We start from the raw sequence: 15750 nt of genomic DNA, 5'->3' as shown, positions 1-15750 counted from the left end.
GAGAGAATGGTAGGCAGTCATACGGATTTCGATGTTATCGTTGCGGGTGGCGGACCGGGCGGCATCGCCGCGGCGATCGCATCCGCGCGGGAGGGAGCCAAGACGCTTCTTGTCGAGCGATACGGGTTTCTGGGCGGCGCGGGGACGGCCATGATGGTCAACCCGTGGATGTCGTACAGAGCGGGAGACGGCGGAGAGCAAATCATTTTCGGCGTGCTTCAGGAATTGATCGACGGTATGAGCGAGCTGGGCATGTACGGGCACCCGAAAGCGAGAAACGCCTTCGATCCGGAGGCGCTTAAGGTCGTCGCGGAACGCCTTTGTATCGATGCCGGCGTTACGCTGCTTTATCATACGTTTCTTGCGGGCGTGAATATGGGGTCCGGGGGGAACATCCAGTCGATCCGGCTCGCGAACAAATCGGGGCTCGTCGACTTGAGCGCACGGATGTATGTAGACGCTACGGGCGATGCCGACTTGGCGGCGCTTGCGGGTGCCGTGGTGGAGAAAGGGCGGGAAGTGGATAGCCACTGCCAGCCGATGACGCTCAACTTCCGGATGGCCGACGTCGATATTCAGCGCATGCCGGACAAGAATGAAATTACCCGTCTGTTCCTGGAAGCCAAGGAACGGGGAGAGCTGGACTGCCCGCGCGAGGATGTGCTATGGTTTTACGCGAACCAACCGGACGTCATCCATTTCAATACGACGAGGGTCATCCTGAAAGATGCGACCGACCCGTGGCAGCTGACCGAAGCGGAGATCGAAGGAAGACGCCAAGTGCAGCAGCTGGTCGCCTTTTTGAAAAAAGATGTCGCCGGGTATGAAAACGCTTACCTGCAAACGACGGCTCCGCAAATCGGCGTCCGCGAATCACGCCGGGTCATGGGCGAGCACGTCTTGACGGCCGAGGAGCTGCTCTCGGCGTGCAAGTTTGACGATTGCATCGCACGCGGCGCCTATCCGGTCGACATCCACAACCCGACCGGCAGCGGTACGATTATACAGAAGCTAAAGCCCGGAGAATGGTACGATATACCGCTTCGTTCCTTGATTCCGTTGAAGCTGGAAAACCTGCTCGTCGGCGGACGTCCGATATCGGCTACGCATGAAGCGCATTCGGCGATTCGCGTCCAGCCGATAGCGATCGCGATCGGACAAGCGGCGGGTACGGCGGCGGCCCTTTGCGTGAAAGACAACGTCAGCCCTAGAGAGATTCAGGTGGGCAAAGTGCAGCAATCGTTGCAAAACCAGGGTGCCCGTTTACAATAATGCTGGGGATCGTACAAAATGAAAAATTAGAGAGGGTGGATCAAACATGATGCAAAGGGGTCGCAAGTTGTTTGGGGTGATCGTTACGATGGGTATCGTCGCATTGGTGGCGTCGGCATGCGGCAATACGGGAAAATCCGCGGATAAGAGCAAGGAGGAAGCCTCGGGGGCTTCCCCCGCCCCGGTCACGCTCAACTTTTTTACACACGGCAATTCGATCGTGCTGGCCGAGACGCTCGAGTCGCTCGTTCATAAGAAGTTTCCGCATATTACGCTGAAAACGACGAAGGATGCCAAGGGCTCTACCGTATTCGACGTCCTGAACGCGGGACAAACGCCCGACCTGATCTCCTACTCGCTCGGCAGTCTGCAGGATTTGAGAACGCTGCGCCTGCTCGGCGATTTGACGCCGCTTATCAAGAAGCACGGATTCGAGATGAACCGTCTCGTCCCCGGAGCGGAAGCAGCGGCCAGGGCGTTGTCCGGCAACGGAGAACTGGCGCTTATGCCGTTCGAGCTGAACAATAACGCGATTTACTACAACAAAACCATTTTCGATAAATTCGGAGTCCCTTATCCGAAGGACGGCATGACGTGGGAAGAGCTGCTGGACGTCGCCAAGAAGGTGACGAGAACCGACGGCGGGGTTCAATACAAAGGATTCCAATACAACGCGCTGAACGTCGTATACAAGGACCAGCTGGCGCTTGGCTTCGTCGACCCGAATACGAACAAGGCGGCGATCAATACGGATTCGTGGAAGCGCTGGCTGGATGTCATGACCTCCTTTTACAAAATCGACGGCAACGCGCAGGCCGGGGACGAGAAAGTCAATTTCTTGAAAAACCAGACGGTGGCCATGCGTACCGGACCGAACTATTTGACCGATTTGCCCGCGGCGATGGATGCCGGCTTGAACGTCGATTTCGTATCGCTGCCGAAATTTTCCGGGATGAGCGCCTCGAGCTCGCAGATGAACGCGCCGTTCTATGTCATTCCGCCTACGACGCCGCATAAGGATGCCGCTTTCCAGGTAATCGCTTACCTGATGTCCGACGAGGTGCAGACGATTATGGCGCGTCAGGGCCGGATTCCGATCATCAATCAGGAGAGCGTCAAGAAAGAGTATGCGAAAGATTTGAAAGGGTTGGAGGGCAAAAATCTCGCCGCCTTTTTCCAGGATGCGATCGCCAAGCCGGTGCCCTCGACGGCTTATGACGGGCAAGCCAAGACGATTTTCACCAATGCCGCTCTCGTTCCGGTCTATCAGGGCAAGAAAGATATCAATACGGCGCTTCGCGAAGCGGAGGAGCAAATCAACAAGCATATCGAATCGGAACTGAAAAAGTAGCGGTCAAATCCGGAGCCCGAGCCCATGCGAGCCCGTGCGCGGGAAAGCGGTTAATCGCGGCGGCTCGATGCCGGACCGGCCGGAATCGAAATTGCCAAGGAGGCATAGAGCGATGAGCGGATACCCGACAGACGAGGAACGGCGGGAAAATCACGAAGAGGGCACGGACATTTGGTCCAGACGAAAGTTTTTGACCTATACGCTCGGAGGCTCGGGTGCCGTGCTCGCGGCCGGAATGCTCGGAGCCGCCCCTTTCGCGAAGGACGCGATGACGGTTAACGCAGCCACGTACGGCGGAGGGAACGGCGGGCCGGGCTCCGAATGCTCCCCTTTTACGACTAAGCAGTTCAGTTCGGTCGCGAGCATGAAAGCCGCTTCCTGTCCGGAAGGAATCGTGGTGCGGACTTCGTCCTATTACGAGATCGCGAACGGTGCGGCCGAGTCCCCGCGGGGAGGAACGATTTATCGGATTGTCGCCCGGAGCGAATACGATGCGCTTCGAGGCAATGCGCTGGGTCCGACAGACGCTCGCAACGGCAGCGGTTGTATCGATCATTTGCTGGCAAGCGGCAATGTGGCGGTCATGTTTCGCGACGGGGCGGTCGATCTGGCTGCAGTCGGATTAAGGGAGCAAAGCGATGCATACGCGGCCGGTAATTCGGCCGCCTTCCAAGCCGCCCTTGCGTACCCTCTGCCGGTGCTGATCGCGTATGGAACATATGCTTTCGGCAGCGAAAGCATCGCCGATCTCGGGCAGAACGGGGAACTGGACATATCGGGAGAATGCAGGTTCCGGCTTGCCGCAGGCAAGATCGTCAATACCGATACGAATTACGGCAATCATACGGCGATCCTCCGCGTGCAGGGCGGGAAACGGTTCAGCATTCGCGGCGTCGCCTTTGACGGCAACCGGGACGGTCAAACGTATCCGGCGACAAGAAATAGCTTCGGCAGAGGTACGGTTCCGAGAAGAACGAACGGAGTTCTCGAAGTATGCCCGTCGGGAAGCGCCTATCGGACCCAGTTGGCAATAGTCGAACGGTGCACTTTTGAGAACGCTTACCTTAGCGGGGCGATGTTCATCCAGAGCGACAACGTCATCATCCGGAACAATTATTCTTCCGACAATACGATCAACGGCTTCGGCGGCGCCGGGTTCGGCTCGCTTCTATTCGAGGGGAATATAAGCAGACGGGACGGATGGAGCGACATTTATACGTCCGACCGGTACGAAGGGGACAGGGCGCAACTGCAAATCCGGGAATGGCCGAAGGACTATACGGCTGCGACGGAAGGGATACCGGTCATCGCGATAGCCGAGTCCGAACGGAACAAGCAGATCGTCGTTCGTGGCAATACGTGCGATCAAGCCGGCGTAATCGGCATTTTCGTCCGCTCCTGCGAGCAATGTCTCGTAACGGATAACACCATTCGCAACACAGGCTACAAGCGCCGAAGCGGCAGCTATTCCCCGACCGCCATTTGGGGCGACTTCGGCAAGTTTACGATAAGCGGCAACGATGTCATAACGCAAGCCGTGCAGCCCGGGGACATGCTGCCTGACGGAATACGCGTCGTCGGCTTCACGGGCAATGGCATCGACCGGACCGGGGGACCTTGGATCTCGATGCGCGGACGCTATTATTCTATCGTCTCCGATAACCGGATTGCGTGCGGCCAGACGTTCGGAACCGGCGCGTTCGACGACAACGCCAGCAAGCGGCTGCTGAACAATAAAGGCGTTATTATTACGAGCCAGTGTCTGGTGCGCGGCAATGTTATTGAAGGCTGCGCCAACATTCCGATCGAGGCGATCAACGACGACAATTTCAGCAACGAAGCTTTGCGGGATATCGGGATTTGCGGCAATGAAATATTCAACACGACGGGAAGCAGCGTCATCAATCTGAGAAGCTACGGCTCTCCGGCGGGAAATCCCCGCAACTTCGATATTAGCGGCAACAAGGTGTACGACGTGCGTTCGGCAACCGCCGGCTCGGACGCCAGACAAATGGTCCAATTTTCTCCGGCTTGGGTGACGGTCGAAGTTCAAGACGTCACGGTCGCGGATAACCGCTTCTATTGCCTGAACACGGGGGATGCCACCAAAAACTACGGCGGCGTCCGGTTTCGCGGAAGCTCGGGAAGCCGGGGCATCGTCATTCGCGACAATCAATTTTTCGATACGCTGAACGCGGTACGCACCGAATCTTTTGCCGAGCTTGGCATAAGGGGCAACACGGTGCGGAACGGATTGCGGCTTCTGTATGCGGATATTTCCACGGGTGGAGATGCCGGGAAACTGTCAATCGACGGGAACAACTGCTCGGGAATTACTTCGCAATGCGTCAATCTTAATGCCGGCGCGAGCGGTAAAATATTGTCCGAGTTTACGGCGATCGGCAATTCGTGGAGCGGGAGCGGCAGTACGTATTCCGGCGTGACTCCCGGAGTTTCGCCGGCCGCGTACAATATGGATCGGAATATCGATACGATGACGACGCGCATCGTGCCGAGACGGACTTTCTCCGGCGTTCCCGCATTTAACGCCCAGCATTTGGGAGAGATCGTAAGGAGCGCGGACGGCCCGGCGGATTACATCGCCGTTCAGGTCGGAACGGGTGCCGGGGATTGGAGAATATTGTAATTTGGCAGCGCTATTGATGAGGGGACGAAACTAGGGTACCATGGATGAAAGCTCAGCATATGAAACGGAGAATCCGGCGATGCTCATCCATCCGATTCGTTTGATCAGCAACAGCTATTGGAAAGAAAAGCCGGCCTTCGTGCAGCATGTGGAGCAGGAGCGATGCTGGATCATGATCGCGGTCGAGGCCGGACGCTTCCGGTTCGAAATCGACGGGGTGTCCGGAGAGGCAGCGTCCGGGGATATCGTCCTCTGTCCGCCGTACAAAGATTTTCACCGCGAAATGATGATGCCTCTCTCCTTTTTCTATATCAAATTTTACTATGCGGGTTCGGAGGAGGGCGGTGAGGAGCAAGTAACCGGGCAATTGCGCCGCTTGTTCGATTACAAGTTCACTCCGTCGGAGCGTGACCGGCTGTTCAACGATTTTCGTCATTTGCTGAGGGCGAGCCGGATGAGCCGCAACGATAATTTGCGATGGTCGTCCCATTTCGTCTACGATCTGTGGCTGTTGTTCTGCATGGAGGCCGAAGCGCTATCCCAGTATGGCAACGCCGTCCAAGATCCGCTGATGAAAGAAGCGAAGGAGCTGATTGAGCGTCACGCGTTTCGCGACGTGCAGATGAAGGACATCGTGGAATTTATCGGTATCCATCCGGTGCAGTTTACGAGACGCTTTCAAGCGGCGTATGCGATGCCGCCTTCCAAATATTTGTATTCGATCCGCATGGAAAAGGCGAAATCGCTGCTCGTGCAGACGAACTATCCGATCGATCGGATCGCTCGGCTGTGCGGCTACGAGAACGGTCTGTATTTCAGCCGGATGTTCACGAAATATTTCAAAATGAACCCTTCGAAGTACCGCAAGCTCCATTCGTTCCCTTCACCGTAATCCGACTCCAACCATACGAGAAAATCGAAGCGCTGCCGCCCTTGTACGAATCGGGCTGCAGCGCTTTTTGCGCGAATCGAAGCAAGGTCGGATGGATCTCGTTGCGGACTTTACCTGCAGAAATGCATGTGATATCGGTGGCCAAGCGATCTTTCGCCCCATCTGCATGCAAAAGTGCATGCAGATTGCTACATTTCAGTCGATTTCGATCGTTTGGGGCTATATTACCTGCACTTTTGCATGTAGAAACCAAAAAACAACTCAAATTAAGCAAACTGCATGTATTTTTGCAGGTAGATAGAGATCGATGACCATATATGGACGGATGAATGCCCCGGATTGATGTACAGGAACTCGTCAAGGCGAAAAGAGGTCATTCTTCACTTTTTGGGGTGAGGGAGGCGGTCGCTCATCTCCGAGGTTTCGTCGATGGTCGTTTTTCTTATCGTTAAATAAAGTTTAACTTCGCTAAAATATTAGAGCGGAGTACGACTTTCTGTACCAAGAAAGGCTACCTCTAAAGCACGAATGCACGTCATCGAATAGGCATCGATCGGAAGCCTTTCTTATCGTTAAAGAATGGCTATTTTCGCCTGCGCGTCAAGGCGAAAGGAGGACATTGTTTACCAAGAAAAACTTCCGGCATTGCGGGGTCCCCGAAAAGTACCCGATATAAGCTTCGAAGAATGGACGTCACTTTTTGGGGAGAAAGAGGCGGTCGCTCATCTCCGAGGTTTCGTCGATGGTCGTTTTTCTTATCGTTACATAAAGTTTAACTTCGCTAAAATCTTAGAGCGGAGTACGACTTTCTGTACCAAGAAAGGCAACCTCTAAAGCACGAATGCACGTCATCGAGTAGGCATCGATCGGAAGCCTTTCTTATCGTTAAAGAATGGCTATTTTCGCCTGCGCGTCAAGGCGAAAGGAGGGCATTGATTACCAAGAAAAACTTCCGCTTAATCGCGGTCGCTCATCTCCGAGGTTTCGTCGATGGTCGTTTTTCTTATATTTTTCCGATAATTTGGGAATATTACTCAAGTCAAAGCTATTCGAGCTATCGTGATTAAGGGGGACTCATGATTCCAACCGTCGAGCAATTGGAGCAACAAGCGCGTGAGCTTGCTCTTACTCATCTTCCCGGTCAAGCCGCTTATTTTACCGCCGTATCGATGCGGCGAACGTTTCGCCGCAACGTGGAATCGTTGCGGAATTACGCGGCCGAGCTGAAGCGGGTCGAACCGTCCGCGCTTCAGCCGGCCGAGCAATGGCTGTTAGATCATGCGGATTTCATCGAAGCGGAAGCTATAACCGTCCGAACGTCGCTGACGAACCGGCTGTGCCGGAGACTGGTTCGTCTACTGCCGGGAACGGAGCCGCGCGTGTTGGCGTTATGCGCGGAATATGCCGCGCTGACGGACGGTGCGGTCGAGATGGAGGCGCTCGTGCGATATGTAAATGCCTACCAGGAAATTTCCGTGCTGAAAATCGCTGAAGCAGGAGCCATTCCTTCAATATTGCGCATGGCGTTGATCGGCAAGCTGGTCGAATTGATGAACGGCGTCAGGGAGCGGAGACTCGCCTTCGCCGAAGTCGACAAGCTGCTGGAGCCATTCGAGGAAGGCCGCGCCAAGCCGGATGCCGCGAAAATCAAAGAAGCGCTGGAGGCGGCCGGACAATCGATCCCGCTGTCCGCGCCGGTAGTCGTCCACTTGGTGAGCCGATTGAACGAATGGGCCGAGGAAACGGGGGAAGTTCGCAACTGGCTGTTGTGCAAATTGGATAACGGCGCGGAAAGCTTGAACCGTTTGACCTTATACGAGCACCAGCTGCAGGCGTCGCACGAATGGATGGCCGGCAATCTGATCGGGTCGCTGCGCGTCGTGTCCCGCTCCAGATGGGACAGCTTGTTCGAACGGATGAGCATTGTGGAACGAACGTTAAGGGAGGAGAAGGCCGGAACATACTCCCTGATGGACGCAACGAGCCGTGGGACGCTGAGACGCCAAGTCGAGCGGTTGTCCGGGAAGTACGTCATGCCGGAAAACGTCGTTGCCGAGCAAGCGGTCGCTTTGGCCGGGCGAGTTTTCGCCGAGTCGGCATATCCGGTTACCGAACAGCCGGAATCCGGATATGCCGACGCGCAATCGGTCCCACTGCCTCCGCGTCAAGCCTATGCCGCATATTACTTGCTGGAGCCGGAAGGGAACTGGCTGCTGCTCGGTTCGCTTCGTGAATGCGGCGAGCCGAAGCGAACCGCCCGCTCTCCTCTCATGCGTGCCGAGACCAGATCTTACTTGGCCGTCACGACCGTCTTGTTCGCGGCGTTGCTCGCTTTATCCGTATGGGCCGCCTATGCCTCTAACGGGATGGAATTGAGCGTCGGCGCCATTATAGCCGCCATCGTCGTGCTGGCGATCCCCGCCAGCGAATGGGCGATAGCGGCCGTGCACGGGATAATCGGACGCTTGTTCACGGGCTACCCGCTGCTTCGCTACGACTATTCGGGCGGCATCGCCGCAGAAGCGGCTACGATTACGGTCATTCCGGTCATTTGGTCGGATCCGCGCGAAGTCGAGCAAATGGCGGACAGGCTCGAGCTTCACTATTTATCCAGCATGGACCCGAACATCGGTTTTGCCCTGCTCGGCGATTTCGGAGACGCTTCTTCCGAGCATGACGAGGCGGATGAACGGATTATCGAGGCGGCGAGCAGACGCATCGAAGAGCTGAACCGGACATACGGCGATCCCGTTTCCGGCAAAGGCCCGTTCTATTTGTTCCAGCGCAGCCGCAAATGGAACGAGGCGGAGCGGGCATGGATGGGCTGGGAGCGCAAACGCGGCAAGCTTGTCGAGTTCGTCGAGCTTCTGAGGGGGCGTGAGGACACCGGTTATTCGTGCAAGGTCGGCGATTGCGGGTCGATATCCCGGTTCCGCTATGTCATTACGCTGGACGCGGATACGGAGCTGCCGATCGGAGCGGCCCGGCGGATGGTCGGGACGATGCATCTACCCTATAACCGGGTGCGCTTGAATGCGGACGGCACGCGGGTTGTCGAAGGGTATGGAGTATTGCAGCCGCGCGTCGGCATCAGCTACGAGTCCGTTGCCGCCTCCAGATTGGCCAAGCTATGGTCGGGGAAGCCGGGCATCGATCCGTATTCGTTCGCGATATCGGATCCTTATCAGGATGCGTTCGGACAAGGCATTTTTACGGGAAAAGGGATATTTGACATTGACGCTTTCCAGCAAGTGCTGAACGACCGGATCCCGGATAACCGCGTGCTCAGCCACGATTTGCTCGAGGGCGGCTTTTTGCGAGGGGGGCTGTTGTCGGACATCGAGGTGGTGGACGGTCATCCGGCTACTTTTTTGTCGTATCAGAGACGTCTGCACCGCTGGGTAAGGGGAGATTGGCAGCTTCTATGCTGGCTTGCTCCCCGCGTGTCCGACCGCTGCGGCAGCTCTAAGCCGGTCGATCTCTCGCTGCTGACCCGGTGGCAAATCGTCGACAATATGAGGCGAAGCCTCGTACAGCCGGCGGTTTTTCTGCTGTTGTTCGCAAGCCTCCTCGTCTCCGGCGGGGCCGGGTACGCGCTGATGGCGATCGGCCTGCTGACGCTCGGTTTGACGGTAATCCGGTCCTTGTGCGCTCCGGTCCGGCTGCTGCGCAATCCGGGCGCGCTTCTGATGGCATTCGGGCAAGCGCTCGTTCAGCTGATCATGCTGCCTTATCAATCGGCGGTCATGGTAGACGCGATTTTCCGCACTTTGTTCAGGTTGACCGTAAGCAAACGAAAGCTGCTCGAATGGACCAGCTCGGCGGAGGTGGACCGGCGCAGCAGCAGCGCGTCGCGGTCGGCCGTAATGGGCACTTGGGGCGGCCGGCTGTCGACGATAATATTCGCGGCGGCGGCCGTCTATGCCTTCCCGTACGGGTTGCGGGCGGCGGGCTTGACGATTGCGGCGATATGGCTTCTCGCGCCCGCGGCGGTACGCTGGCTCAATGGTGCACCGACAGTCCGGCCGGCTGGACTTGCGGAGCCGGATCGGGATCAATTGCACGGGCTTGCCCGGCAAATATGGGCGTATTACGAGGATTTCGCCGTAGAAGACGACAATTGGCTGCCGCCGGACAACGTACAGCTTGAGCCGCCGGTCGGCGTCGCCCATCGAACGTCGCCGACGAATATCGGGCTCATGCTGGCTTGCACCATCACCGCTCGCGACTTCGGCTTTATCGACACGACGGGGATGCTGGACCGCATCGAGAGGACGATCGGTACGATCGAGAAAATGGAGAAATGGTCCGGACATCTGTATAACTGGTACGATACGCAGACGCTCGGTCCTTTGCCTCCGGCTTACGTATCGACCGTCGATTCCGGCAACTTCGTAGCGTATCTGGTTGCGCTCAAGCATGGTATGCTGGAGTGGGTCAAGCGGGACGCGCAGGAGGACGCGGCGATGAGTCAGCGGGCGAATGATTTGGCGGACCGGATTGAAGCGATCGTGAGGGGAACCGACTTTCGTCCGTTGTATGACGAAGGGGCCGAGCTGTTCAGTCTGGGCTATCACGCCGGACTTGACCGCAGGGAGGCGATTTTGTACGATTTGTTCGCTTCAGAGGCGAGGCAGGCCAGCTTTCTTGCGATCGCCTTCGGACAAGTTCCGGTATCGCATTGGTTCAAGCTCGGGAGGGCGATGGTCCGCTCGGTCCGTCGTCCGACGCTATTGTCGTGGTCGGGAACGATGTTCGAGTATTTGATGCCGTCCCTGCTGATGAGAACTTACCGGAATACGGTGTGGGAAGAGACTTACCGGGGGGTTGTCGGCCGGCAAATCGAGTATGGCAGGCAAAGAGGCGTTCCGTTCGGCATTTCCGAATCCGGCTACTACGCATTCGATTACCAGATGAACTACCAGTACCGTGCGTTCGGAGTTCCCGGGCTCGGATTTCAACGGGGGCTGGAGAACGATCTCGTTCTCGCCCCTTATGCCGCTATTATGGCGCTTCCGTTTCAACTGCGGGATTCTCTCGATTCGCTGAAGCGGATGGAACAGATGGGAGCCATGGGCAAGTACGGCTACTACGAAGCTATAGACTGCACCGCCAGCCGGATGCCGGCGGATCAGAGCCATGTCGTCATCCGCAGCTTTATGGCCCACCATTTGGGGATGAGCCTGCTGACGATCGGCAATATGCTGCTGCCCCGCACGATGATCGACCGGTTCCATGCGGACAAGCGCGTCCAAGCGGCCGAGCTGCTGCTGCAGGAACGCGTTCCCGAACGGCCGGCGATCGTCAAGGATTCGGCCGCTCCCGCAATGGAGAGAACGAGAGAGCCTCTTTTGGGGACCCGCATCCCGCTTCGGGAGTTCACGAAGCCTTCGGAGGTGCCCGAGGTGTGCGTGCTGTCCAACGGGTCTCTCACGACGGTCGTATCCGACAGCGGAGGGGGCTTCAGCCGATGCGAAGGGATAGCGGTGTCGCGCTGGCACGAGGATCCGGTCGCGGAGGCGCCTGGAAGCTGCATCTATATTCGAGACGTCGCGACGGAAGCCGTATGGTCGCCTTCTTACGAACCTTGCCGGTCCGGTGCGGCGGAGACGAGAGTGCAGTTCGCACTGGATAAGGCGTCCTTCAAGCGACGGGACGGAGAAATCGATACGGAGCTGGACATATGCGTGCCCCCGGACCGGAACGCGGAGCTTCGGCGGCTCACCCTCACGAATAGGGGAGCGGACACCCGCGTAATCGAGGTGACCTCCTATATGGAGATCGCGCTCGCGCAACCGGCTGCGGACGAAGCGCATCCCGCATTCAGCAAGCTGTTCGTCCAGACCGAATATGACGAAGGGAAGGAATGTCTGCTTGCCTACAGACGCCCCCGTGACGAGAAAGAACGGACGAAATGGGCGATGCACAGCTTGTCGATCGGCTGTCATACGCTCGGACCGGTCGAATACGAAACGGACCGGGCCTGTTTTATCGGCCGCGGCCATACGCTCGCCAAACCGGCGGGGCTGGAATGCCGCCTCTCGGGTACGGTCGGGGCCGTGCTCGATCCCGCATTCGTCATGCGGCGGCGCATCTCGATCGGACCGGGAGAGGCTGTGAAGCTGTTCGCGGTTACCGGGGTGGGCGACAGCCGCGAGGAAGCGGCCGAGGCGGCCGCCTTATGCGGCGAGCAACAGGCGGAGCGCGCCTTTCAGCTCGCCTGGACGCATAGCCGGATCGACCTGCGCCATCAGCATATTAGCGCCATGGAAGCGGCCGATTTTCACCGGATGGCCGGTCGGCTGCTCTATCAGACGCCGCTGCGCAAAGAGCGCGAGCAAGCGATCGTCGCGAACCGTGCCGGCCAATCCGGCTTATGGCCGATGGGCATATCCGGCGATTTGCCGATAGCTCTGGTGAGAATGCAGGATAAGAGCCAAATGCCATTTGCGCTCAAGGCAATGACGGGTTATTCATATTTGCGCAAAAAAGGGATCGGCTTCGATCTCGTCTACTTGATCGAATCGGCCGGGGGGTATTACCAGGAAGTGCAGGACGCGCTGCGGCGCGCCGCCGAGCATGTTTCGGACGGAACCGCTGCCCCGGGGGGCATCTACCCGGTTATGGCCGACCGCCTTACGTCCGAACAGACGGATTTGCTGTCCGCGGTCGCCCGCTTGACGCTCCGCGCGGACGGGCCCAGCTTCAAGTCGCAGCTTGCGGTTCGCTCGCTGCGCCGCAGAAGATCGGGCTCCAGAGACGGGACGCCAGCATCGGAGGAGCATCCGACCATCGAAGGGCTCCCGCCGGAATATAGACTTCTTCCGGAGCAAGCGGTTGAGGCCGGCTCGGGCAAAAGCGAGGAGCCGGGTTCGGTCACTTCTCCCGATTCGCTCCTCCTCCATAACGGATGGGGCGGATTCGCCGAGGACGGCCGCGAATACCGCATCGCGATGCGCGGGGGCAAATATTTGCCCGCCCCATGGAGCAATGTAATGGCGAATCCGCAGTTCGGCTGCCTCGTGACCGAGCTCGGAACAGGCTATACTTGGTGGCGCAACAGCCGGGAGTTCAAGCTGACGCCTTGGTCGAACGATCCGGTGCTCGATCCGCCCGGCGAAGCATGCTACATCCGCGACGAGACGACCGGCGACATCTGGTCCGGCGCTCCGGCCCCGGAGCTGGGCAAAGGTACGTTTGAAACGGCACACGGCTTCGGGTATTCGCGGTTCACCCGCCGAACAAGAGGAATCCGCCAAACCATGACGGTATTCGTGAACAAAGAAGATCCCGTGAAGTACGTCGCTCTCGAGCTGGAAAATTTGGGCGACGAGCCCCGCAGCCTTTCCGTCGCTTATTATTGCAATTGGGTGCTGGGAGTGAGAAGGCAGGCAAATGCGCCTTACGTCGTCTCCGAATGGGACGCGGGCACCGGCTCGCTCCTTGCCCGGAACGTCTACCAGGAGACGTTCCGGGATTCGGTGGCTTTTCTTCATATGCATGCCGGGCAGGAGGAGCCGCTGACGGAACAAGTTACGTATACCGCGGACCGGGCGGAGTTTATCGGCCGCACCGGCTCGCTTGCCTCTCCCGCGGGGATGCGGCAGCCCAAGCTGTCGGGATCCGACGGGGCGTTCGCGGACAGCTGCGGGGCAATCCGGATGAAGCTTACGATTCCTCCGCATACGTCCGGCAAGGTGTACGTTTTGATCGGTGCGGGCGACAGCAAGGAAGCCGCGCTCGAGCTGGTGAGACGCTACGATTCGGAGGAAAGCTGCGAGAAGGCGCTCTCGGACGTTACGCAGTTCTGGAGCGGGACGCTCGGCCAGATCGAGGTGGCAACGCCGAGCCGCGAGCTGAATTTGATGCTGAACGGCTGGCTGCTGTACCAAGCGCTGTCGTGCCGGATGTGGGCACGTACCGCCTTCTATCAAGCCGGAGGCGCATACGGCTTCCGCGATCAGCTGCAGGATTCGCTCGCGATGCTGCATACGGCGCCGGAATTGACCAGGCGGCAAATTTTGCTGCATGCCGCGCATCAATACGAGGAGGGCGACGTTCAGCATTGGTGGCACGAGGAAACGGAGCGGGGCATCCGCACCCGTTACTCGGACGACTTGCTATGGCTGCCGTATGCGGTGTCCCGCTACATCGTCCATACGGACGACTCCGGCATTTTGGACGAGATTGCCCCGTTCCTGACGAGCGAGGAGCTGCGCGGCGAAGAGCATGAACGGTACGAGCCTACCGTCATTTCGACGGAGTCGGCATCGATTTACGAGCATTGCATCCGCGCCATCGAGCGGGCTTCCCGTTACGGCCAACATGGCATACCGCTTATGGGAATTGGAGATTGGAACGACGGGATGAACTCGGTCGGCGACGAAGGCAAAGGCGAGAGCGTTTGGCTCGGTTGGTTTTTATGCGAAGTGTTGCGCACGTTCGCCGAAACTTGCGAACGGAAAGGCGATAGCGAACGGGCTATGCTGTATCGGACCCGCACGGAGTCGATCTCGGACGCGCTGAACGAGAACGCGTGGGACGGCGAATGGTATCGGCGCGCTTTTACCGACGAAGGAGCATGGCTCGGCACGGTGACCAACGAGGAATGCCGCATCGACTCGATCGCCCAGTCATGGTCCGTTATTTCCGGCGCGGCTCCAAGGGAGAGGGCGCGTCAAGCGATGCAATCGTTCGACCGCGAGCTCGTCGATCGGGCCATCTCCGTAGCGCGTCTGCTCACTCCGCCGTTCGACCGGACGGAACCGACCCCGGGCTACATTCAAGGCTATCCGCCGGGCATTCGCGAGAATGGAGCCCAATATACGCATGGCGTCATTTGGAGCATTATTGCCTGGTGCAAGCTCGGCGAAGGGGATAAAGCGTTCGAGCTGTTCCATATGCTCAACCCGCTCACCCATGCCCAAAGCCCGTCGGAGGTCCGCAAATATGCCGGGGAGCCATACGTGATGGCGGCCGACGTGTACACAAGAGATCCGGTGAAAGGCAGAGCCGGCTGGACGTGGTACACCGGAGCCTCGGGCTGGATGTATCAGGCGGGGATCGAATGGATACTCGGGCTGCGCCGCGAAGGAGAGAAGCTGTACGTAAGACCGAGCATTCCCGACGACTGGCCTTCTTTCCAAGTGCGCTACCGGTACGGAGACGCCATGTACCGGATTGCCGTACATACGGCGCGCAGCGGTACGGCAGACGATAAAGGCGATCAAAGCGTAACGGTCGACGGTCTTCCGGTTGAACAAGGGAATTCGGGGGGCACGTACATTCCGCTCGTCGACGACGGTCGGGAGCACGAGGTGATCGTCGGCATCCCGCAGGTCGGCTCCGGTGCCGAGAGTATAAAAGCATAGCAGATGGCGAGAGGGAGCGCGTTTATTGCGCTCCCTCAGTTCGTTGAGAAAGTGTACAAAAAGAGGATGCTATGATGCCAAGGGGTAGAGGAAAGCACTCCACTTCCGTTAAAATCGAGTTATCTTGATGATGATTAGCGGCTATAACCCGATTTTAAAGTCAGACGCTCCGCTTTACGTACATTTCCCCAACCCCTTTCAGACGGTACTGTTTCTT

General features: G+C 58.0%; 5 protein-coding genes. All 5 read left to right on the top strand.

From position 1 onward, the window contains the following. Positions 1-6 precede the first annotated feature (6 nt). The 5 genes from FE784_RS02510 to FE784_RS02490 all read left to right on the top strand — a co-directional run bounded on the left by FE784_RS02510 (position 7) and on the right by FE784_RS02490 (position 15533). Complete coding sequence (locus FE784_RS02510) at positions 7-1272, top strand: FAD-dependent oxidoreductase (RefSeq protein ID WP_139600535.1); 1266 nt, start codon at positions 7-9, stop codon at positions 1270-1272. A gap of 46 nt (positions 1273-1318) precedes the next feature. Further along, on the top strand, positions 1319-2623 hold the full coding sequence (locus FE784_RS02505) for an ABC transporter substrate-binding protein (RefSeq protein ID WP_139600534.1): 1305 nt from the start codon (positions 1319-1321) through the stop codon (positions 2621-2623). 112 nt (positions 2624-2735) lie between these two features. Then, positions 2736-5270, top strand: a complete 2535-nt coding sequence (locus FE784_RS02500) for a right-handed parallel beta-helix repeat-containing protein (protein WP_176705912.1) — start codon at positions 2736-2738, stop codon at positions 5268-5270. 79 nt (positions 5271-5349) lie between these two features. Next, positions 5350-6162: a helix-turn-helix domain-containing protein gene (locus FE784_RS02495; RefSeq protein ID WP_176705911.1), complete on the top strand. Its 813-nt coding sequence runs from the start codon at positions 5350-5352 to the stop codon at positions 6160-6162. Between the two features lie 1076 nt (positions 6163-7238). Then, positions 7239-15533, top strand: coding sequence for a glycoside hydrolase family 94 protein (locus FE784_RS02490; protein WP_139600531.1), 8295 nt, complete (start codon positions 7239-7241; stop codon positions 15531-15533). Positions 15534-15750: the final 217 nt, after the last annotated feature.

It is taken from the genome of Paenibacillus hemerocallicola (genome assembly GCF_006265175.1).
Taxonomy (GTDB): domain Bacteria; phylum Bacillota; class Bacilli; order Paenibacillales; family NBRC-103111; genus Paenibacillus_AB; species Paenibacillus_AB hemerocallicola.
The sequence above is the reverse complement of the archived record's forward strand: the minus strand, read 5'-3'. Positions and strand labels throughout refer to the sequence as shown.